Raw genomic sequence first — 21,522 nt, forward strand, 5'->3', positions numbered from 1 at the left:
AAACTTATGAAGTACAACCTCTTGGGCAATACGGGCCTGAAAGTATCCGAGCTGTGCCTGGGCACCATGACGTTTGGCAGCGTCGGGGGCCGCTTTGCCGCCATCAACGGCGTGGACCAGGCCGGGGCCGATGCCCTGGTGAAACGCTCGCTCGACGCGGGCATCAATTTCCTCGACACGGCCAACATCTACACCGAGGGCCAGTCGGAGGAAATAACGGGCCAGGCCCTGCACAACCTCGGCGTGAACCGCTACGACGTGGTGCTGGCCACCAAGGTGCGCGGCACGATGGGCCCGGGGCCCAACGACGCGGGCCTCACCCGCAAGCACATCATCGCCCAGGCCGAGGCCAGCCTCAAGCGCCTGAAAACCGACTACATCGACCTCTACCAAACCCACAGCTACGACCCGCTCACGCCCCTCGACGAGACGCTGCGGGCCCTCGACGACCTCGTGCGCAGCGGCAAGGTGCGCTACATCGGGGCCAGCAACGTGGCCGCCTGGCAGCTGATGAAGGCCCTGAGCCTCTCGCACCACCAGCACCTGGAGCGCTACGCGTCGCTGCAAGCCTACTACACCGTGGCCGGGCGCGACCTGGAGCGCGAGCTGGTGCCCCTGCTGCTCGACCAAAAAGTGGGCCTCATGGTGTGGAGCCCGCTGGCCGGCGGCTTCCTCAGCGGCAAGTACACCCGCGAAAACCAAAAGGGCGAAGGCCGCCGCAGCGGCGCGTTCGACTTTCCGCCCGTTAATAAAGACCTGGCTTTTGACATCATCGACCAGCTCCAGCCGATGGCCGCGGCCAAGGGCAGCACGGTGGCCTCGCTGGCCCTGGCCTGGCTGCTGCACCAGAAAGTGGTGAGCACCGTCATTATCGGGGCCAAAAAAATGGAGCAGCTCGACGACAACCTGAAAGCGGTGGACGTCAAGTTCACGCCCGAGGAGTTGCAGCAACTCGACGAAGCCAGCCAGCTGGCCCCCGAGTACCCCGGCTGGATGCTGGACCTCACCGGCGGCGACCGGAAAATGGAGTAAGGGGCCCAGATTAAAAAAAAGCCTCCCCGATGCTGCATCGGAGAGGCTTTTTTGTAGCGCGAATTTTGTGGTTCGCGGCGCGGCTTGGTTGCCCAGTGGTACTCGCCGGGACGAAGCGAAGCGAACGGCAAAGTTTGCGCTGCTGACTGCGCCGCCGTTACCGGCTCCAGCGCGCGGTCTCGTCCACCGGCGGCCGGCTTCCGACGAAGCCCCGGCGGCTGGCTAGGCTTGCTGCATCTGCTTTTTCATTTCCTGTTCCTGCGCGGCGTGGTTGGCGGTGTACTGCGCGCGCTGGGCCTCCGTGCGCTCGTGGCCCAGGCTGCGCAGGTGCTCCCGCAGCTCGGGGGCGGGCATGTCGGCCCCGTACGACGGGGTGCCGGGCTGCTGCCGCCACGACTCGTGCAGGGTGCCGTCTTCCACGGCGTCGAAACCCAACTCCTCGACCAGCGCCATCACCCGCCGCTTGGCGGCTTCGTCGTCGCCGGCCACGGGCAGGGCGATGCGGCCGGGGGTGCCGACGGGCGTGCCCGATTTTTCCAGGTGCTCCGAGTAGATGTTGTTGAACACCTTAATGACCGGCCGGCCCAGGTGCTGCTGCACCCATTCGCTCTCGGTGAGGTCGCCGCCGTCCAGCTCCAGTATCCGGCCGTCGCGCAGCAAGGGGTAGTAGTTGCTGGTGTCGATGACGGGCACGTCGGCGGGCACGCCGGCGAACAGGTCTTTGGGCAGGTCGGGGATGTTTTTCAGCGGGATGGTCACGACGATGATTTCGCCGTGGCGGGCCGCCTCCTGCGCGGTAACGGCCGTTGCGCCCGTCCGGTGGGCCACGTCCGCCAGGGTTTCGGGGCCCCGGGAGTTGGCGATGTAAACCGAATGGCCAAGGCCGCTGAGCCGGATGGCGAGGGCGCTGCCGATGTGGCCGGCCCCAATGATTCCAATGTTCATCTGCGTAAGGGTTTGGCGCGGTTGCTCCGTGCAACTGCGAGTAGCTAAACAACCCGGGCCCCCAATTGCTTTTTCAGGCAACAAGCAACTTGCGGCGCGGCTGCTGGATTTGGTTTTTTTCCGCTATTCCGAACGCTGTAGAGACGCATCTTTGCGTCTCAGGAGTGAACGACTTGTCCAAAGATCGGTCACTCCTAAGACGCAAGGATGCGTCTCTACAGCCTGGTGATGCCAACGCAGACAGCTTCTTAAGAGCCTAATCCCCATTTTTTCAGCCAGGCAAACGGGGCCCGGTGTCTTTAATGTTTTAGGGGCCGCCGAAACTGCTCTAATAGTCTTTAGATTAAGCTGCTACCGGCTCCAATACTTCGGCTACGTCCACCAGGGGCAGGCCCCAGGCGTCGGCTACGCCTTTGTACACCACTTCGCCGTGCACCACGTTCAGGCCGAGGCGCAGGGCGGCGTCCTGGCGGCAGGCGGCCTGCCAGCCCAGGTTGGCCAGCTTCACGGCGTAGGGCAGCGTGGCGTTGGTGAGGGCCAGGGTGGAGGTGTAGGGCACCGCGCCGGGCATGTTGGCCACGCAGTAGTGCACCACGTCGTCGATGATGAAGGTCGGGTCTTCGTGGGTGGTGGGGCGGCAGGTTTCGATGCAGCCGCCCTGGTCCACGGCCACGTCCACGACCACCGTGCCGGGGCGCATGGTCTTGAGCATGTCGCGCGTGATGAGGTGCGGGGCCTTCGCGCCCGGTATCAGCACCGCGCCCACAATCAGGTCGGTGGTTTTGATGGCTTCGCGGATGTTGTACTCGTTGGAGTACTGCGTCACCACGTTTTTGGGCATGAAGTCGTCCAGCTCGCGCAGGCGGTTCAGGTTGATGTCCATGATGGTGACCTGGGCCCCGAGGCCCGCGGCTACCTTGGCGGCCTGCGTGCCCACGATGCCCGCGCCGAGCACCAGCACGTGCGCCGGCTTCACGCCGGGCACGCCGCCGAGCAGGATGCCGCGGCCTTTCAGGGGTTTCTCCAGGTACTTGGCGCCTTCCTGGGGGGCCATGCGGCCGGCCACTTCACTCATCGGGATGAGCAGGGGCAGGGCCCGGTTGGGCAGCTCCACCGTTTCATACGCCAGGCAGATGGCCTTGCGCGCTATCATGGCATGGGTCAAATCCTCGCCACTGGCGAAGTGGAAGTAGGTGAACAGCAGCTGATTTTCCTTGATGAGGGGGTACTCCTCGGCAATCGGCTCCTTCACCTTCACAATCATCTCGGCCTGCCCGTACACGTCGGCGATGGTGGACAGCAACTGCGCGCCCGCCTGCTCGTACTCGGCGTCGTCGAAGCCGCTGCCGCTGCCGGCCCCGGCCTGCACCAGCAGCGAGTGGCCGTGCTTGCGCAGTTCGGCCACGCCGGCGGGCGTGAGGCCCACGCGGTTTTCGTTGTTTTTAATTTCCTTGGGAACGCCGATAATCATAACGATGCAGGGTAGGAGTGGAGGAGTCGGGAGCGCGCCGAAACGCGGCGCAAAGATAGGGCCCCAACGGCCCGGGCGGGGCCAAAAGTTCGCTACCCGGCCGCCTGGCCGTCGGCCACCAGGGCCGGCAGGTCGAGCGGGTGGGTGTACATGGCCACGCCGCCGGCCGCGTCGCGGGGCCACGCGGCGCGGGGCCGGTCCCAGTACAGCTCCAGGCCGTTGCCGTCGGGGTCGTTGAGGTACACGGCTTCCGACACGCCGTGGTCGGCCGCGCCCGTGAGCGGGTAGCCGGCCGCCACCAGCCGGCCCACCACGCGGCCCAGATCGGCGCGGGTGGGGTAGAGCAAGGCAGCGTGGTAGAGGCCCGCGCCCTGGGTGCGCGCCGGGGCCCCGCCTAGGCTGTTCCAGGTGTTCAGGCCGATGTGGTGGTGGTAGCCCCCGGCCCCCAGAAAAGCGGCCTGCTCGCCGTAGCGCAGCTGCAACTCGAAGCCCAGCAAGTCCCGATAAAAAGCAATGGAGCGTTCCAGGTCCGTGACTTGCAAGTGCACGTGGCCCACCCGGGCCCCGGCGGGTGCGGTGTAAGCGGGGAGGGCGTCGGGCATAGTTTAGGGAATTAAAAAAATGGGCCCCCAGGCAACGCCTGGGGGCCCCGATGAAGCCGGTTTAGGCCGTGGCCTTTTCTGCCGGCTTCTGCAAAATGTGCTCAATCTGGTCCAGCTCGTCGGGGCTGAACGCCAGGTGCTTGAGGCAGTCCAGGGAGTCGGCCAGCTGCTCGGGGCGGCTGGCCCCCACGAGTACCGACGTCACCCGGTCGTCTTTCAGCAGCCACGACAGCGCCATCTGGGCCAGGCTCTGGCCGCGGGCCTGGGCTATTTCGTTCAGGCTTTGCAGCTGGGCCACCAGGGCGGGCGTCACCTGGTCGGGCCGCAGCGAATCGCCGTCCCGCGCGGCCCGCGAGCCGTCGGGAATGCCCTTGAGGTACTTGCCCGACAGCAGGCCCTGGGCCAGGGGCGAGAACGGGATGCAGCCCACGCCTTCCTCGGCCAGCACTTCGAGCAGGCCGGCCTCGGGGTCGCGCACCAGCATCGAGTACTTGGGCTGGTGGATGAGGCAGGGCGTGCCCATTTCGCGCAGCAGCCGGATGGCCGCCTGGGCCAGCGCCGGCGGGTAGTTGCTCAGGCCCACGTACAGGGCCTTGCCCTGGCGCACGGCGTGGGCCAGGGCCCCCATGCTTTCTTCCAGGGGCGTGTCGGGGTCGGGCCGGTGGTGGTAGAAGATGTCCACGTACTCCAGGCCCATGCGCTTGAGGCTCTGGTCGAGGCTGGCCAGCAGGTACTTGCGCGAGCCCCACTCGCCGTAGGGCCCGTCCCACATGCCGTAGCCGGCCTTGGTGGAAATAATCAGCTCGTCGCGGTACGGCGCGAAGTCCTGCTGCATGATTTTGCCAAAGTTCAGCTCGGCCGAGCCGGGGGGCGGGCCGTAGTTGTTGGCCAGGTCGAAGTGCGTCACGCCGCGGTCGAAGGCCAGGCGCAGGGTGGCGCGGCCGGTGGCCAGCAGGTCCACGTCGCCGAAATTTTGCCAGAGGCCCAGCGAGAGCGCCGGCAGCTTCAGGCCGCTTTTGCCGCAGCGGCGGTAAGGGATGGCCTGGTAGCGGTCCTCGGCAGGAAGGTAATTCGTCATGAAAAAAGGAAAGGATTGGGTGGTTCGTTGCGCGTTGTCAGGTGTTAGTCAATTAGCCGATTGATATAAAGGCTGTCGTGCTGAACGCAGTGAAGCATCTCTCCCGCTGACTAGTCCTAGGCTACTGCCGCGGGAGAGATGCTTCACTGCGTTCAGCACGACCGTTTTAACTGACTCAAGCAGCATTTTATTTAAACGGCACAGCGGTGCCGCTCTCTTTTACGAGGCTTTCGGGGGCCAGGGTGCGCACCACGGTGGCCCGCAGCGTGAGCTTGGCGTCGCCGGTGGCGGTCACGTCGTTGGAGTGCAGGACCACGGCGTCGGCCGCGGCCCCGAGCTGGCGCGGGGCGTACACGAGGTCTACGGCGGCGCTTTGGCCGGGGGCGATGGGGGCGGGCGGCGTTTTGTAGCCCACGCAGTAGCAGGCGCTGGTGAGGGCCCCGAGCACGAGCGGGCTCTTGCCGGCGTTGCGCACCACGAAGTGGGCCGTGAGCTGCTGCCCGGCTTCGAGGCGGCCGAAGTCGTGGTCGGGCTTATCGAGCACCAGGCGCGGCGAGCGGGCCAGGTCGGCGGGGGTCAGGGTTTTTTTCTGCTCCTCCTTCGTCAGCACCGTGCCCTTGATGGTGAGCACCTGGCTGCCGATGGCGGCGTTGCTGCTCACGGTCACGGTTTTGCTGAACACGCCGGGCCGGCCGGCGCTGCTGTACACGGCCCGTACCACGCCCGACTTGCCGGGCAGCACGGGCGTTTTGGTCCAGTCGGGGGTGGTGCAGCCGCAGCTGGCCTGCACGTTGGCGATGACCACCGGCTGGTTGCCCGTGTTCTTGAAGCGGAACTCGTGGGCCGCCTGGGTGCCCTCGGGCACGGAGCCGAAGTCGTGCAGCTCCTGCTCGAAGGTGAGCACGCCCTGGGCCCGGGCCCCGAGGGCGCCGGCCAACAAAGCGAGGGCGAAAAGGTATCTCATGGCGAGTTGCGGCTGGGTGAGCCCCCGGCCGGGCACGACGAAACGCCCCCGCCGGTGGTTACGGCAAATATACACCGGCCCCCGGCCCGGCGGGCCGCCCGCGCCCGGCGCTGTATTTTTGCCGCGGCCCCGGCCATTCCGTCCTTCCGCATCCCACCCACGTCAGCTATAAATATTCTGCCCATGCCCACCGCCGAACTCACCGCCCCGGCCCCCGTGGCCGCCCTGGCCCCGGCCGATTTCTTGCACGACTACCGCCTGGGCTGGGAAAGCCGGCACGCTTCGCTGGCCGGCCGCAAGGAGGTGTTCATGGGCAAGGCCAAGTTTGGCATCTTCGGCGACGGCAAGGAGCTGCCCCAGCTGGCCCTGGCCCGGGTGTTCCGAAACGGTGATTTCCGGGCCGGCTACTACCGCGACCAGACCTTTATGGTGGCCATCGGCGAGCTGACCTGGCAGCAGTACTTCGCCCAGCTCTACGCCAACCCCGACGTGGAGGCCGAGCCCTCCACCGCCGGCCGCGCCATGAACGGCCATTTCGGCACCCGCCTGCTCGACGACGACGGCCACTTTAAGCCCCAGACTTCGACCAAAAACTCGTCGGCCGACATTTCGCCCACCGCCGCCCAGATGCCGCGCCTCGTGGGCCTGGCCTACGCCAGCAAGCTCTACCGCCAAAACCCCGAGCTGCACCAATTTGAGGACTTTTCGGTGAACGGCAACGAGGTGGCGTTCGGCACCATCGGCAACGCCAGCACCTCGGAGGGCATGTTTTTTGAGGCCCTGAACGCGGCCGGCGTGCTCCAGATTCCGCTGCTGGTGAGCGTGTGGGACGACCACTACGGCATCTCGGTGCCGGCCGAGTACCAGACCACCAAGCAGAGCATTTCGGCCATCATGGCCGGCTTGCAGCGCGAGGGCGAAGGCCAGTCCGGCCTCGAGCTGTTCGTGGCGAAGGGCTGGGATTACCTGGCCCTGGTAGACGCCTACCAGCGGGCCGCCGCCGTGTGCCGGGCCCAGCACGTGCCGGTGCTCTTCCACGTCACCGAACTCACGCAGCCCCAGGGCCACAGCACCAGCGGCTCGCACGAACGCTACAAGTCGAAAGACCGCCTGCACTGGGAGGAGCAGCACGACTGCCTGCTGAAGATGCGCGAGTGGCTGCTGGCCGAGGGCCACGCCAGCGCCGACGAGCTGGACGCCCTCGAAAAAGAGGCCGCCGCCACCATTAAGCAGGCCCGCACCACCGCCTGGGCCGCGTTCATGGACCCCATCCGGGCCGAGCGCGACGCCACCGTGGCCCTGCTCGACCGCCTGGTGAAGGCCACCGGCACCGAGCACGCCCTGGCCGAAACCGTGCAGCAGCTGCGCACCAACCCCGCGCCCATCCGCGCCGACAGCGTGCGCACCCTGCGCCGGGCCCTGCGCCAGGTGCGCGGCCTGGGCCGCCACCCCGGCCGCCGCGCCGTGCAGCAGTACCTGGAGCAATTGCAGGCCGAAAACGCCGACCGCTACAACGCCAACCTTTTCAGCCAGAGCGAAGAAGCCGTGGGCAACATCGACGAGGTGCCCGTGGCCTACGCCGACAAGTCGCCGCTCGTGGACGGCCGCGAGGTGCTGCAAGCCTGCTTCACGGCCAACTTCCGGCGCGACCCGCGCATCTTCGCCATCGGCGAGGACGTGGGCCAGATTGGCGACGTGAACCAGGCCTTTGCCGGCTTGCAGGAGCAGTTCGGCGAGCTGCGCGTGACAGACACCGGCATCCGCGAGTGCACCATTATTGGCCAGGGCATCGGGGCGGCGCTGCGCGGGCTGCGGCCCATCACCGAGATTCAGTACCTGGATTATTTGCTGTACGCGGTGCAGATTCTGAGCGACGACCTGGCCTGCCTCCAGTACCGTACCAAGGGTGGGCAGAAAGCCCCGCTCATCGTGCGCACCCGGGGCCACCGCCTGGAGGGCATCTGGCACTCGGGCTCGCCGATGGGCCTGCTGCTGAGCACGCTGCGCGGCATCCACGTGTGCGTGCCCCGCGACATGACCCAGGCCGCCGGTTTTTATAACACGCTGCTGCGCAGCGACGAGCCCGCTGTGGTGGTGGAGTGCCTCAACGGCTACCGCCTCAAGGAAAAGCTGCCCGCCAATGTGGGCGAGTTCACGCTGCCCCTGGGCCGCCCCGAGGTGCTGCGCGAGGGCACCGACGTCACCCTCGTCACCTACGGCTCGATGTGCCGCATCGTGCTGGAAGCCGCCAAGCAGCTGGCAGAAGTCGGCATTTCGGCCGAAGTGGTGGACGTGCAAACGCTGCTGCCCTTCGATACCCAGCACCTCATCGCCGACAGCCTGCGCAAAACCGGCCGGGTGCTGTTCGCCGACGAGGACGTGCCCGGCGGGGCCTCGGCCTTCATGATGCAGCACGTGCTCGACGAGCAGGACGGCTACCAGCTGCTCGACGCCGCCCCGCGCTGCCTCTCCGCCCAGGCCCACCGCCCGGCCTACAGCTCCGACGGCGACTACTTCAGCAAGCCCAGTGTGGAAGACGTGTTCGACGCTGCCTATGCCTTACTCAGCGAGTCCGACCCCGAGCAGTTCCCGGACATTTATTGAGTGGGCGAATGAGGCGTTGTGTCCGTCGCGGCGTAGGGTGCGGGGCTGCCCCCGCCCGTCGTTGAACGGAATCGTTGAAATGGTGCGAACGGCGGGCGGGGGCAAGCCCCGCACCCTACCGCGTTTTCGCAAACCATTTTGGGATAAATGTAAAAATGCCGCCAGGTGGTCCCGGCAGCATTTTTTATCCTGGACAACATCAAACGGAGTTACGGAATCGTGATATCGTTGGTGGTCACCTGGTTGCTCTCGTGCAGGGCCCGGTCCTGGATGCTGATGACGAAGTGCACCACGTCGCCGGGGCGGAAGGGCGAGCCGAGGCCAAACGACTGGCTGTATCTGAGGTCGCCCTTCACCGGGGCCTCCTTGGTACCGTCGGCGGTGATGCGCGGAAAACGCCCGTTGTACTCGCCGGGTGCGGAGGTGAAGCGGGGCTGAAAGTTGCCTTGGGCATCCTTCACGTAGGGTTGCAGGAAGTAGTTGAAGTAGTTGCGGTTGGTGCCGTTCATGTAATCGTAGACGCCGGTGTTATCGGTCGTCGACAGGCCCAGGTCGCCGGTGCCGTCCTGGTACGAAACGGTGAGCACCAGCGAGTCGCGCGTGCCCAGGTTGCCGGTCAGGCGTTGCTGGAAGCTGACCCGCGCGTTGTCGATGCTGGGCGTGTCGGAATAGTCGGGCGGGTTGAGGCAGCCGCTGAGGGCCCCGCCCACGATGGCCAACAGGCCCGCCCAGCGGAGCGACGAGTAGAAGAGGGTGCGCATACAAGCTAAATAATTACGAGAATAAACCCGGCCCCGGATCCGCCCGAAAGCGGCCCGAATGTACGTTTTTCGCAACGAAGCCCGCCCGCTTTTGTTGTGTCCTGCTAACCCTTACGCCCGCCAATGAGTTTCCGCGCCGAGTTCCTGCGCCAGCTGCCCGAAGTATCCGCCGCCACCTTCGAGGCGGCGGCCCTGGCCTTGTTTCGCCACCAGGCCGCCCACTGCCCGCCCTACGCCGCCTACCTGCGCCAGCTGGGCCGGGCCCCCGCCGCCGTGGGCACCCTGGCCGACATCCCGTTCCTGCCCATCGAGTTCTTCAAAACCCACGACGTGCGCACCGAGCCCGCCGCCTGGGGCCCCCAGGAAGAATTCCTGAGCAGCGGCACCACCCGCCAGCAGCGCAGCCGCCACCAGCTGCGCGACCCCGCGCTGTACCGCGCCAATGCCGCCCGCATCTTCGAGCAGTACTACGGGCCCCTCCTGGGCTGGACGCTGCTGGCCCTGCTGCCTTCCTACCTGGAGCAGGGGCAGTCGTCGCTGGTGGCGATGGTGGACGACTTTGCCCGGCGCTCGGGCCAGGCGCAGCCCGCGTTTTTCCTGCATGATCACGGGGCCCTGCGCCGGGCCCTGGCCGAAGCCAAGCAAGCCGCCGGCCGCCGCGTGCTGCTGCTCGGCGTGAGCTACGCCTTGCTCGACCTGGCTGCTGAGGCGGGCCCCGCGCCCGAGCTGCAAGGCCTGACGGTGCTCGAAACCGGGGGCATGAAGGGCCGCCGCCGCGAGCTGATTCGCGAAGAGCTGCACCAGGAGCTGCAACGCGCCTTCGGGCCCGCCGGCATCCACTCCGAGTACGGCATGACGGAGCTGCTCAGCCAGGCCTACTCGCTGGGCGACGGCCGCTTCCACTGCCCGCCGCCGCTGCGCGTGCTGCTACGCGACCCCGCCGACCCGTTCGACGTATCCGAGCGGCGCGGCGACGGGGCCATCAACGTTATCGACCTGGCCAACATCGACTCGTGCGCGTTCATCGAAACCAAAGATTTGGCCCGCCAGCACCCCGACGGCTCGTTTGAGGTGCTGGGCCGGATGGACAACTCCGACGTGCGCGGCTGCAACCAGCTGGTGGCGTAGAGCTGTAGCGCGGACTTTGTAGTCCGCGGCTCTCGCTTCGTCCTGACGGTTGCCGCCCATCGATTACCGGGCAGCAACGCGGACTACAAAGTCCACGCTACCGGCCAATTGGCACTGCTTTCGCCGTACCTTCGTTGTCTTAAAAACCGCCTCCTGTGAAGAATATCCGCAATTTCTGCATCATCGCCCACATCGACCACGGCAAGAGCACGCTGGCCGACCGCCTGCTCGAATTCACGAGCACCGTGGCCAAGCGCGACATGCAGGCCCAGCTGCTCGACAACATGGACCTGGAGCGCGAGCGGGGCATCACCATCAAGAGCCACGCCATCCAGATGCAGTTTCCCTACAAAGGGGAGGTGTACACGCTGAACCTGATTGACACGCCCGGCCACGTCGATTTCAGCTACGAAGTGAGCCGCAGCATCGCCGCCTGCGAAGGGGCCCTGCTGATTGTGGATGCCTCGCAAGGCATTGAAGCCCAGACGATTTCCAACCTCTACCTCGCCATCGGGGCCGACCTGGAAATCATTCCGGTGCTCAACAAAATCGACCTGCCGCACGCCATGCCGGAGGAGGTAACCGACGAGATTGTGGACCTGATTGGCTGCAAGCCGGAGGACATCATCCACGCCTCGGGCAAGGCCGGCATCGGCATCGAGGCCATCCTGAACGCCATTGTGGAGCGCGTGCCGGCCCCCAAGGGAGACCCCGCCGCGCCCTTGCAGGCCCTGATTTTCGACTCGGTGTTCAACTCGTACCGCGGCATCGAGGTGCTGTTCCGCATCAAGAACGGCGTGATGAAGAAGGGCGACAAGCTCCGCTTCATGGCCACGGGCAAGGAGTACGGGGCCGACGAAATCGGCATCCTGGGCCTCAACCAGGAGCCGCGCCAGGTGATGGAGGCCGGCAACGTGGGCTACCTCATCTCGGGCATCAAGGAGGCCCGCGAGGTGAAGGTGGGCGACACGATTACCCACGTCCACAACCCCACGCCCGACGCCATCCAGGGCTTCGCCGACGTGAAGCCGATGGTGTTCGCCGGCATCTACCCGGTGGATACCACGGAGTACGAGGAGCTGCGCAGCAGCATGGAAAAGCTCCAGCTCAACGACGCCTCGCTGGTTTGGGAGCCCGAAACCTCGGTGGCGCTGGGCTTTGGCTTCCGCTGCGGCTTTTTGGGCATGCTGCACATGGAAATCGTGCAGGAGCGCCTGGAGCGCGAGTTCAACATGACGGTCATCACCACCGTGCCCAGCGTGCAGTTCCACGCCACCGGCACCAAAGACCAGCTGCTGACCATCAACGCGCCCTCCGAAATGCCGGAGCCGAACCTGATTAAAACCATCGAGGAGCCTTACATCAAGGCGCAGATTATCACCGCTTCGGAGTACGTGGGGCCCATCATCACGCTGTGCATGGAGAAGCGCGGCATCATCAAGGGCCAGTCGTACCTGACTTCGGAGCGGGTGGAGATGAGCTTCGAGCTGCCGCTCTCGGAAATCGTGTTCGATTTCTTCGACAAGCTCAAGTCCATCAGCCGCGGCTACGCCTCGCTCGATTACGAGCTGATTGGCTTCCGCGAGTCGGACATGGTGAAGCTGGACGTGATGCTGAACGGCGAGAAGGTGGACGCCCTCTCGGCCATCGTGCACCGCTCGAAAAGCTACGAGTGGGGCCGCCGCCTCTGCGAAAAGCTGCGCGAGCTGCTGCCCCGCCAGATGTTCGACATCGCCATCCAGGCCAGTATCGGCCAGAAAATCATCGCCCGCGAAACCATCAAGGCCCTGCGCAAAAACGTCATTGCCAAGTGCTACGGCGGCGACATCAGCCGCAAGCGCAAGCTGCTCGAAAAGCAGAAGGAAGGCAAGAAGCGGATGCGCACCGTGGGCTCGGTGGAAATCCCGCAGGAGGCCTTCCTGGCGGTGTTGAAGATTGACTGAGCACGAAAAGGCCGGCTCCCGCGAGGAAGCCGGCCTTTTCGTGGCGGCGGCAAGCGGCGGCTAATACGACGTGGGCGCGGTGCCAAAGCTGCTGGCCGCCGTGCCGGGGCCCTCGCTGGGGCCCACGTACCGGGCGTCGCCCAGCCCGAGGTAGAACGGCCAGAAGAAAATAGACAGTATGATTTCGCCCGTTTCGCGTTTGCCGAAGGATTTGGCCAGACTCACGTAGAGCGTGATGATGAAGTACAGGTTGACGAACGGAATGAACAGAAACAGCAGCTTTACCGTCTCCCGGCCCACTATTTCGTGCAATATCACGAGGTTGTAAATGGGAATCAGGCAGGCCCAGCCGGGCTTGCCCGCTTTCTCATACGTCTTCCACATGCCGTAAACCACGGCCCCGATGAAAGCCAAGTACAGCAGGCCGAAAACCAACCCGAACAGCGCCCCGAAGAAGCTGCCGAAAAGTACAAGCAATTGACTGTGCATAATAAAAGGTGGTTTAGGGTTGGGGTTACACTTTCGTGCGCCAATATATACCTTTTTATAAATTGATACCCCCGTTCCCGTTTCCAACATGACCCCGACTGCCCCCGCGCCCACTGCTCCCCACCTCATCGACGGCAAGCAAACCGCCGAGGACATCAAAGTTGAGATTGCCGCGGCCGTGGCCCAACTCACCGCCACCGGCCAGCGGGCCCCGCACCTCGCCGCCATCCTGGTGGGGCACGACGGCGGCTCCGAAACCTACGTGCGCAACAAAGTGCTGGCCTGCGAGCGGGTTGGCTACGACAGCACCCTGTTGCGCTTCGAAGACGACATTACCGAGGCCGACCTGCTGGCCCAGGTGGCGGCCCTGAACGAGGACCCGGCCATCGACGGCTTTATCGTGCAGCTGCCGCTGCCCAAGCACATCGACGCCGAAAAGGTCATCGAAGCCGTCCGGCCCGACAAGGACGTGGACGGCTTCCACCCCATGAACCTGGGCCGCATGGTGGCCGGGCTGCCCGCGCTGCTGCCCGCCACGCCCTCCGGCATCGTGGAGCTAATGGCCCGCCAGGGCATCAAAACCAGCGGCCAGCACTGCGTAGTCATCGGGCGTAGCAACATTGTGGGAACGCCAGTTAGTATCTTGTTAGCCAAGAATTTGGATACGGCCAACTGCACCGTTACTTTATGCCATTCGCGCACCAAAAACCTGCGCGAAATCTGCCGGCAGGCCGACATCATCGTGGCCGCCATCGGCCGGCCCGAGTTCGTGACGGGCGACATGGTGAAGCCCGGCGCGGTGGTGATTGACGTGGGCACGACCCGCGTGACCGACGCCAACAAGAAGTCCGGTTTTACCCTGAAAGGCGACGTGAATTTCGCCGAGGTGGCCCCGTTGGCTTCGCGCATCACGCCCGTGCCCGGCGGCGTGGGGCCCATGACCATCGCCATGCTGCTGCTGAACACGCTGCGGGCCGCCACCGGGGCCGTTTATCCTAAAAAGTAGCAATGAGTGAATGGGTGAGTTAGTGAATGGGTGAATGAATGATACAGGGGAAAATCATTCACCCATTCATTCACCAACTCACTGCTCGTAAATTTGGGTGACCGGAACCCCCGGCCGCGCCCCGGGCGTTGACGCAAGTCGCGCCCCTTTTTGTTTGCTTATGTCTGCCGTTACCGATTTGCTCGCCGTCTTGCCCATCATCTCCCAGCCCACCGCCGGGGCCGTGCTGCCCGTGATGGAGCAGTTTTACACCATTCAGGGCGAAGGGTTTAACACCGGGCGGGCGGCCTACTTCATCCGCCTGGGCGGTTGCGACGTGGGCTGCGTGTGGTGCGACGTGAAAGAATCGTGGGACGCCGACGCCCACCCCCGGCAGGCCGTGGCCGACCTGGTGGCCGCCGTGCTGGCGCACCCCGGCCGCAACGTGGTCGTGACGGGCGGCGAGCCGCTGATGCACGACTGCGGGCCCCTGACGGCCGCCCTGCGCGCCGCCGGCTGCCAAACCTGGATCGAAACTTCCGGGGCCCATCCGCTGTCGGGTACTTGGGACTGGGTGTGCGTGTCGCCGAAGAAGTTCAAGGCCCCCCGGCCCGAGGTGCTGGCCGCTGCCCACGAGCTAAAGGTGGTGGTGTTCAACGCGTCGGACTTCGCCTGGGCCGAGGCGCACGCGGCCCAGGTGCCGCCCACCGCCCGCCTGTACCTGCAACCCGAGTGGAGCCGGGCCGCCGGCGTCACGCCGGCCATCATCGAGTACGTCAAAGCAAATCCGCGCTGGCAAGTATCGTTGCAGACGCATAAATACCTCGACATTCCGTAGTTTGCGGGCTATGCTGAAAATGGTCGCTTTCTGGGGTGGGTGTCGGCGCTATGCGCGGACCGGAGGGTTGGCTTTTTTGATGGTCCTGGGCGGGGCGGTAGGGGTACAGGCTCAGGGCGTTGCGCCGCCGGTCATCAGCAACAACAAGGCCCGGGGCCTCTACGAAAAGGCCCAGGAGCAAACCAAAAACCGCGAATTCGGCAAGGCCTTGGAAACGCTGGGCGTGTTAACCCAAAAGTTTCCGTCGCTCGGCGAAGGCTGGCTCCTGAAAGGTTCGCTGCTCAAAGCCGAGGGCGACACGCGGGGGGCCCTGGCTGCCTACCGCGAGGGCCTGGCCAAGGTGCCGCCCGAGGCCGCCCGGGCCCCCCAGTACCTGCTGCTCGGCGACCTGGGCCTGCAATACGGCGACTACGCCACGGCCGCCGTGGCCTACCGCCAGCTGCTGAAAGTAGGCACCAAAGTGGCCCGCGCCCGCACCGTGGCCGAGCGCGGCCTGCGCACCTGCGAGTTTGCCGAGGAGGCCCTGAAGCACCCCGTGGGCGCGGCCCCCGCGCCCCTGGCCGCGCCCCTCAATGCGTTCAAGTTTCAGTACTTCCCGACCCTAACGGCCGACAACCGGTTCCTGCTGTTCACGGGGCGGCCCATGGCGGCCAGCGGCGAAGACCTGTTCGTGAGCCGGCGGGCGGCCGACGGCACGTTCAGCCCGCCCATGGGCATCGCGCCCGCCATTAATTCGAGCTACAACGAAGGGGCCGGCACGATTTCGGGCGACGGCAAAACGCTGGTGTTTGCCTCCTGCGACCGGCCCAAGAGCATCGGCAACTGCGACTTGTACATATCGCGGCGCACCGGCAACACCTGGAGCCCGCCCCTGAACCTGGGCGTGGCCGTGAACTCGCCGGAGTGGGACTCGCAGCCTTCGCTGTCGGCCGACGGCCGCACGCTCTACTTCACCTCGACCCGCAGGGGCGGCCAGGGCCAGGAAGACATCTACGTGACCACCTTGCAGGCCGACGGGGCCTGGGCCCCCGCCCAAAACCTGGGCACCCCCGTGAACACGCCCGGCAAGGACATGGCCCCGTTCATCCACGCCAGCGGCACTACGCTGTACTACGTCACCGACGGACTCGTGGGCATGGGTGGGCTCGACGTGTTTCGGAGCGAAAAAACTGCCCCTGGGGCCTGGGGCGTGCCCCGCAACCTGGGCTACCCGCTCAACACATTCGAGGACGAAGCTTCGCTCTTTATTTCCTCCGACAACCAGCGCGGCTTTTATTCGCGCACCCAGCTGACCGACGAGCGGCCGGCCACGCCCGGTGGGCCCCCGCGCGAGCGGGGCGTGCAGCTCTACGGCTTCGACGTGCCGGCCGAGGCCAAGGCGCGGGAAACGAGCACCTACGCCCAAGGCCGGGTGTTCGACGCCGCCACGAAAAAGCCGCTGGGGGCCGAGGTGAAAATCTACGACGTAGACACCGATGCCCTCACGCAGTTCGTGGTGTCGGACCCCGAGACCGGCGAGTACACCGCCGTGCTCAACGACGGCCACCGCTACGCCATGTACGCCGCCGCCGACAAGTACCTGCTCAAAAGCCTGAGCTTCGACTACGCCGGCAAGCAGCAGTTCAACCCGTCCGCGCTCGACATTTACCTCGACCCCGTGCGGGCGGGCCGCAGCGTGGTGCTCAACAACCTGTTCTTCGACACCAGCAAGTACGAGCTGGAGCCCCGCTCGCGCACCGAGTTGAACCGCCTCATCGAGTTCATGCGCCAGTACCAGGACGTGCAAATCGAAGTGTCGGGCCACACCGACAACGTGGGCACCGACGCGGCCAACCTGCAGCTGTCCGAGCGCCGGGCCCAGGCGGTGGTCGCCTACCTCACGGCGCACGGCGTGCCAGCCGCGCGCCTGCGGGCCAAAGGCTACGGGGCCACCCGCCCGCTGGGGGCCAACGACAACGACGCCAACCGCCGCCTGAACCGCCGCATCGAGCTGCGCATCCTGTAGCCGCCCCGCTCGTGTACTTTCACTTCAAGCAAGGCTTGAGGTAAGTAAAAATAGTTTGGCATTCCGGGAAGAATCGTTTGGCTAAGCCGGCCGGAGCGACGCGGTGCGAGCGTAAACGCCAAGTTTTCCGATTAAAAATAAAAATGTGATAATCAGCAGATTATTGTGAATGTGCGGAATGGGCGGGTGAGAAAATGGCCCAAAACGGCGCTTCTTGGCCGGACGAAAAACAGGATTACGTTTGGAGAAGCCAAGCCGCTGGCCCACTGGGTTGGGCGGTGGCGCTAGCCAGAATTTTCTCCACCACCTTTTTCTCTCGCCCCATGTACAACTTCTTCGCTACGTTCTGCTTGGTTGCCGGCCTCGGTGCCCAACCGGTCGCCCCGGCCGCCGGCCCCGACGACCCCACCGCGTACGCCCCCGCCACCGTGGCGCGGGCCAACGGCCTCACCCGGGCCCTGGCCGGCCGCGTGCCCCTCGACGAAGCCCAGTACATCAAGGTGCGGGCCCTGCACCTGCGCATGCTGGCCGAGCGCCAGGCCCTGGAAATCAGCCTAAGCGGGGCCGCCCCCGCCACCCGCGACCAGGCCCTGGCTGCGGCCCAGCAGCGCTACGAGGCCGCGCTGGCCGGCCTGCTGCGCCCCGCCCAGGTGGTGGCCTACCAAAACCTGCGCAACAGCTTTACTGCGCACCGCCTGTAGCGCGCGCCCGGGGCCCCGCTGGCCCCGGGGATTGCCGGCCGCGCCGTTAAAAACCGCCGTTCTTTGAGCCATGCGAAAATTTGAATACCGCCTGCTGGACGTCAACGGTGGCTTCTTCGGCGGCCTCGATTACCAAGGCCTGAACGACCACCTCAACGCCCTGGGCCGCGAGGGTTGGGAGGTAGTGGCAGTGGTCGAAACGGATTTCACCCGCAGCCAGGCCCGCGGCCTGCTCGTCACGCTCAAACGCGAAATTGCTTGAACCGCTCCGGGCGTTGAATATTTGGCCGGCGAAACGGTGCAGGGACATCCGGATGCGCCTTTACGCCGCGCCACGGTTGGCCCAGGCCGCGGCCGAGGGGCAAAAAAAAGCCAGCCCTACCGAAGCGGACTGGCAATTTCTGAGCAGGCGCGGAGCCCTGAAACCTAGGCCCGCTCGCCAATGGCGGCGTAGTCGCGCTCCAGCTCGCCCACGTAAATCTGGCGGGGACGGCCAATAGGCTCCTTGTTTTCGCGCATCTCCTTCCACTGGGCAATCCAGCCGGGGAGGCGGCCCACGGCGAACATCACCGTGAACATCTCGGTGGGGATGCCCAGGGCCTTGTAGATGATGCCCGAGTAGAAGTCCACGTTCGGGTAGAGCTTGCGCTCGATGAAGTAGGGGTCGGTGAGGGCGGCTTGCTCCAGCTCCTGCGCAATTTTCAGCAGCGGGCTGTCCTGCATGCCCAGGGCTTGCAGCACCTCGTCGGCAGCCTTTTTGATGATTTTGGCACGCGGGTCGAAGTTTTTGTACACCCGGTGGCCGAAGCCCATCAGGCGGAACGAGTCGTTCTTGTCCTTGGCCTTGTTGATGAACTTGCTGGTGTCGCCGCCGTCTTTCTCGATGGCTTCCAGCATCTCAATTACCTCCTGGTTGGCCCCGCCGTGCAAGGGGCCCCACAGCGCGTTGATGCCCGCCGACACCGAGCCGTAGAGGCTGGCGTTGGCCGAGCCCACGAGGCGCACCGTGCTGGTCGAGCAGTTCTGCTCGTGGTCGGCGTGCAGGATGAGCAGCTTGTTCAACGCACTCACCACCAACGGGTTGATTTCGTACTTCTCCGTGGGGAAGCTGAACATCATGTACAGGAAGTTGGAGGTGTAGTCGAGGTCGTTGCGGGGGTAGTTGAGCGGGTGGCCCACCGAGTTCTTGTAGGTCCAGGCGGCGATGGTGGAGATTTTGGCCAGCAGGCGCACGATGTTCAGGTCGAACTCCTCGGCGGTCTGGTTGGGGTTGAGGCTCTCGGGGTAGAAGCCGGTGAGGGCGCAGGTGAGGCTGCTCAGGATGGCCATCGGGTGCGTGCTGCTCGGGAAGCCGTCGAAAATCTTGCGCATGTCCTCGTGCACCAGCGTGTGCTTGGTGATGCGGCCGCCAAAGTCGGCCAGCTGGGCCGCCGTGGGCAGGGCCCCGTAAATCAGCAGGTACGCCACTTCGATAAACGACGACTTTTCGGCCAGCTGCTCAATCGGGTAGCCGCGGTAGCGCAATATGCCCTCCTCGCCGTCGAGGAACGTGATGGCGCTTTTGGTGGCCCCGGTGTTCTTGTAGCCCGAGTCGAGGGTGACGTAGCCGGTCTGGTCGCGCAGCTTGCCGATGTCAAAAGCTTTTTCGTGCTCGGTGCCCTCGATGACGGGGAGGCTAATGGATTTACCGTCGAGGATGAGTTCAGCAGATTCTGCCATGTGCGATAAGGAAAATATAAGGGTGGGTACCGGGGGCGAAGCTACGGCCTGGGCGGCAAGCCTTGTACTTCCCGCGCCGGCTTTATGATACAATTCGTACAAAAATAGTCACGGCCGGTTCGCGCTGGCCGGTCCCATTGGGGTGCCTAACCATACGGCCACGGGGCCCCAAACGGGGCCGACCTTCCTTATTTGCCGATGCAGAACTGGGTGAAGATGCTGGTCAGCAAATCGTCCGACGAAATCTCGCCCGTGATTTCGCCCAGGGCCCCCAGCGCGTGGCGCAGGTCGGCGGCCAGCAGCTCCGTGCCCTGGCCCGCGTCGAGGCCCGCTTGCACGGCCGCCAGGTGCCCGGCGGCCACGGCCAGGGCCCGGGCGTGGCGCACGTTCGTCACAATAGTAGCCCCGGCGTGGCCGGCCAGGCCCGCGCCGCGCACGCGGGCCAGCAGGGCAGCTTGCAGCGCCTCCAGGCCCTGGCCCCGCGCGGCGGCCAGCCGCACGGCAGCGGTGCCGTCCACTACCAAATCTTCAAAGCGGGCCAACTGCTCAGCGCCGGCCAGGTCCAGCTTGTTGCCCACGGCCAGCACCGGCAGGGCGGGGTGCGCGGCCGTCAGGGCCCCAATCTCGGCCTGTACCTGGGCGGGCGTCAGCTCCGTCAGGTCGAAAAGGTAGAGGAGCAGGGCGGCCTGGCCGATGCGCTGGCGGGTGCGCTGCACGCCGATGGCCTCCACCTCGTCGGCGGGGTCGTCGCGCAGGCCGGCCGTGTCCACGAAGCGGAAGCGCAGGCCGTCGAGGCTCACCTCGTCCTCGATGAAGTCGCGCGTGGTGCCCGGAACGGCCGACACAATGGCCCGTTCCTCGCGCAGCAGCGCGTTGAGCAGCGTGGACTTGCCCGCGTTGGGCCGCCCGGCGATGACGACGGTGATGCCGTTCTTAATCACGTTGCCCAGCTCGAACGAGCGCAGCAGCGCCGCCACCCGCCCGGCCACCTCGGCCAGCAGGGCCCGCAGGCCGGTGCGGTCGGCAAATTCCACGTCCTCCTCGCCAAAGTCCAGCTCCAGCTCCAGCAGCGAGGCGAACGTGACGAGCCGGCCGCGCAGCGCCCGCAGCTCCTGCGAGAAGCCGCCGCGCAGCTGGTTCAGGGCCACCCGGTGGCTCAGGGCCGAGTCGGCGGCGATGAGGTCGGCCACGGCCTCGGCCTGGGCCAGGTCCAGGGCCCCGTTGAGGAAGGCGCGCTTGGTGAACTCGCCGGCCTCGGCCAGGCGGGCCCCGCGGCGCAGCAGCAGCGCCAGCAGCTGCCGCACCACGTAATCAGAGCCGTGGGTGCTGATTTCCACCGCGTCCTCCCGCGTGAACGAGCGCGGGGCCCGGTACAGCGCCACCACCACTTCGTCGATGACCGCGCCGCCTTCCGGGTCGCGGATGGTGCCGTAGTGCAGCGTGTGGCCGGGCTGCGCCGCCAGGTTTCGCTTGGAAAACACGCCTGCCACCAGCCCCACCGCGTCGGGCCCCGAGAGGCGGACCACGGCCAGGGCCCCCGCGCCGGGCGGCGTGGACAGCGCCACGATGGTATCAGAAAAAAGCTGGGTCACGCCGTCACAAACAGATTGCGGCTCACTTCGGCCGAGACCAGGGCGGTGCGCTCCCGGTTCACGCGCAGCTCCAGCGAGTGGTCGAAGGCTACTTTGTCGAGCACCTCCACCAGGGCCCCCAGCTGCAGGCCCACCTTGTCGAGGTATTGCAGGAAGGGCCCCGACGTGTTTTTGACCGCCGTGAGGGTGCCGCGCTCGCCGGCGTCCAGGTCGGCCAGCAGGCGGTGGGCGGGGCGGCGCATGGCCCCGTCCTCGGCCGGAATGGGGTCGCCGTGGGGGTCGAGGGCGGGGTGGCCCAGGAAGGCGTCGAGCCGCCGCATCAGCAGCGGCGACTGCACGTGCTCCAGCTCCTCGGCCACTTCGTGCACCTCGTCCCAGTTGAAGCCCAGCTGCTGCACCAAAAACACTTCCCACAGCCGGTGCCGCCGGATGGTGAGCAGCGCCAGCCGCCGCCCTTCGTCGGTGAGCTGCACGCCGCGGTACTTCTCGTAGTCGAGCAAGCCCTTGTCGGACAAGCGGCGCAGCATGTCCGTCACCGAAGCCGGGCGCGTGGCCAGGGCCCCCGCAATGCGGTTGGTGCTCACGCCCGCCGCCGGCTCCGCCTCCGAAAGCTTGCAAATGGCCTTGAGGTAGTTTTCTTCGGTGATGGTCATTTTTTAGCTTTT

19 protein-coding genes are annotated in these 21,522 nt (G+C 65.8%); 9 read left to right on the forward strand and 10 right to left on the reverse strand.

What is annotated here, in order from left to right; all coding sequences use genetic code 11:
• Nucleotides 1-6: 6 nt before the first annotated feature.
• Nucleotides 7-1,032 (forward strand): aldo/keto reductase, encoded by a 1,026-nt coding sequence (locus tag HNP98_RS02865; protein ID WP_173808539.1) that lies wholly within the window; start codon nt 7-9, stop codon nt 1,030-1,032.
• Between the two features lie 222 nt (nt 1,033-1,254).
• Here the strand turns inward: HNP98_RS02865 and HNP98_RS02870 are convergent, their stop codons facing one another.
• From HNP98_RS02870 to HNP98_RS02890, 5 genes are all read right to left on the reverse strand, one after another.
• Entirely contained in the window at nt 1,255-2,061 is an 807-nt protein-coding gene (locus tag HNP98_RS02870; protein WP_317171027.1) for an NADPH-dependent F420 reductase, read from the reverse strand.
• A gap of 259 nt (nt 2,062-2,320) precedes the next feature.
• Entirely contained in the window at nt 2,321-3,448 is a 1,128-nt protein-coding gene (gene ald, locus HNP98_RS02875; RefSeq protein WP_173808541.1) for an alanine dehydrogenase, read from the reverse strand.
• Nucleotides 3,449-3,540: 92 nt separating this feature from the next.
• A complete protein-coding gene (locus HNP98_RS02880; protein WP_173808542.1) occupies nt 3,541-4,050 on the reverse strand; it encodes a VOC family protein in 510 nt (169 codons plus the stop codon).
• 61 nt (nt 4,051-4,111) lie between these two features.
• Nucleotides 4,112-5,128, reverse strand: coding sequence for an L-glyceraldehyde 3-phosphate reductase (gene mgrA / locus HNP98_RS02885; RefSeq protein ID WP_173808543.1), 1,017 nt, complete (start codon nt 5,126-5,128; stop codon nt 4,112-4,114).
• A gap of 187 nt (nt 5,129-5,315) precedes the next feature.
• Complete coding sequence (locus HNP98_RS02890) at nt 5,316-6,092, reverse strand: DUF1573 domain-containing protein (RefSeq protein WP_173808544.1); 777 nt, start codon at nt 6,090-6,092, stop codon at nt 5,316-5,318.
• 183 nt (nt 6,093-6,275) lie between these two features.
• Here HNP98_RS02890 and HNP98_RS02895 point away from each other — a divergent pair, with 183 nt between their 5' ends.
• On the forward strand, nt 6,276-8,696 hold the full coding sequence (locus HNP98_RS02895; protein ID WP_173808545.1) for an alpha-ketoacid dehydrogenase subunit alpha/beta: 2,421 nt from the start codon (nt 6,276-6,278) through the stop codon (nt 8,694-8,696).
• 209 nt (nt 8,697-8,905) lie between these two features.
• On the opposite strand, the gene HNP98_RS02900 is transcribed toward HNP98_RS02895, so the two are convergent.
• The gene (locus HNP98_RS02900; protein WP_173808546.1) at nt 8,906-9,457 is read right to left on the reverse strand and encodes a hypothetical protein; all 552 of its coding nucleotides are present in this window, start codon (nt 9,455-9,457) and stop codon (nt 8,906-8,908) included.
• A gap of 123 nt (nt 9,458-9,580) precedes the next feature.
• On the opposite strand from HNP98_RS02900, the gene HNP98_RS02905 reads away from it, so the two are divergent.
• Both HNP98_RS02905 and lepA read left to right on the forward strand, forming a co-directional pair.
• Nucleotides 9,581-10,585: an acyl-CoA synthetase family protein gene (locus HNP98_RS02905; protein WP_173808547.1), complete on the forward strand. Its 1,005-nt coding sequence runs from the start codon at nt 9,581-9,583 to the stop codon at nt 10,583-10,585.
• 155 nt (nt 10,586-10,740) lie between these two features.
• A complete protein-coding gene (gene lepA / locus HNP98_RS02910; protein WP_173808548.1) occupies nt 10,741-12,528 on the forward strand; it encodes a translation elongation factor 4 in 1,788 nt (595 codons plus the stop codon).
• A gap of 60 nt (nt 12,529-12,588) precedes the next feature.
• Here lepA and HNP98_RS02915 read toward each other — a convergent pair whose 3' ends face one another.
• Nucleotides 12,589-13,005, reverse strand: a complete 417-nt coding sequence (locus tag HNP98_RS02915; protein ID WP_246274930.1) for a DUF5684 domain-containing protein — start codon at nt 13,003-13,005, stop codon at nt 12,589-12,591.
• A gap of 100 nt (nt 13,006-13,105) precedes the next feature.
• Between HNP98_RS02915 and HNP98_RS02920 the strand changes: the two genes are divergently transcribed.
• The 5 genes from HNP98_RS02920 to HNP98_RS02940 all read left to right on the forward strand — a co-directional run bounded on the left by HNP98_RS02920 (nt 13,106) and on the right by HNP98_RS02940 (nt 17,808).
• A complete protein-coding gene (locus HNP98_RS02920; protein ID WP_173808550.1) occupies nt 13,106-14,023 on the forward strand; it encodes a bifunctional 5,10-methylenetetrahydrofolate dehydrogenase/5,10-methenyltetrahydrofolate cyclohydrolase in 918 nt (305 codons plus the stop codon).
• Between the two features lie 235 nt (nt 14,024-14,258).
• On the forward strand, nt 14,259-14,840 hold the full coding sequence (locus HNP98_RS02925) for a 7-carboxy-7-deazaguanine synthase QueE (protein ID WP_217425638.1): 582 nt from the start codon (nt 14,259-14,261) through the stop codon (nt 14,838-14,840).
• Nucleotides 14,841-14,919: 79 nt separating this feature from the next.
• Nucleotides 14,920-16,845, forward strand: coding sequence for an OmpA family protein (locus HNP98_RS02930; protein ID WP_173808552.1), 1,926 nt, complete (start codon nt 14,920-14,922; stop codon nt 16,843-16,845).
• 323 nt (nt 16,846-17,168) lie between these two features.
• Nucleotides 17,169-17,546, forward strand: coding sequence for a hypothetical protein (locus HNP98_RS02935; RefSeq protein WP_173808553.1), 378 nt, complete (start codon nt 17,169-17,171; stop codon nt 17,544-17,546).
• A 70-nt stretch (nt 17,547-17,616) separates the two neighbouring features.
• Entirely contained in the window at nt 17,617-17,808 is a 192-nt protein-coding gene (locus HNP98_RS02940; protein ID WP_173808554.1) for a DUF4177 domain-containing protein, read from the forward strand.
• Nucleotides 17,809-17,972: 164 nt separating this feature from the next.
• Here the strand turns inward: HNP98_RS02940 and HNP98_RS02945 are convergent, their stop codons facing one another.
• From HNP98_RS02945 to HNP98_RS02955, 3 genes are all read right to left on the reverse strand, one after another.
• Nucleotides 17,973-19,265 (reverse strand): citrate synthase, encoded by a 1,293-nt coding sequence (locus tag HNP98_RS02945; RefSeq protein ID WP_173808555.1) that lies wholly within the window; start codon nt 19,263-19,265, stop codon nt 17,973-17,975.
• A 188-nt stretch (nt 19,266-19,453) separates the two neighbouring features.
• Entirely contained in the window at nt 19,454-20,857 is a 1,404-nt protein-coding gene (gene mnmE, locus HNP98_RS02950; protein ID WP_173808556.1) for a tRNA uridine-5-carboxymethylaminomethyl(34) synthesis GTPase MnmE, read from the reverse strand.
• Nucleotides 20,854-21,510 (reverse strand): metal-dependent transcriptional regulator, encoded by a 657-nt coding sequence (locus HNP98_RS02955; RefSeq protein WP_173808557.1) that lies wholly within the window; start codon nt 21,508-21,510, stop codon nt 20,854-20,856. The genes mnmE and HNP98_RS02955 overlap by 4 nt, the downstream gene beginning before the upstream one ends.
• Nucleotides 21,511-21,522 lie beyond the last annotated feature (12 nt).

Origin of the sequence: Hymenobacter caeli (genome assembly GCF_013294115.1) — a bacterium.
Lineage (GTDB): Bacteria > Bacteroidota > Bacteroidia > Cytophagales > Hymenobacteraceae > Hymenobacter > Hymenobacter caeli.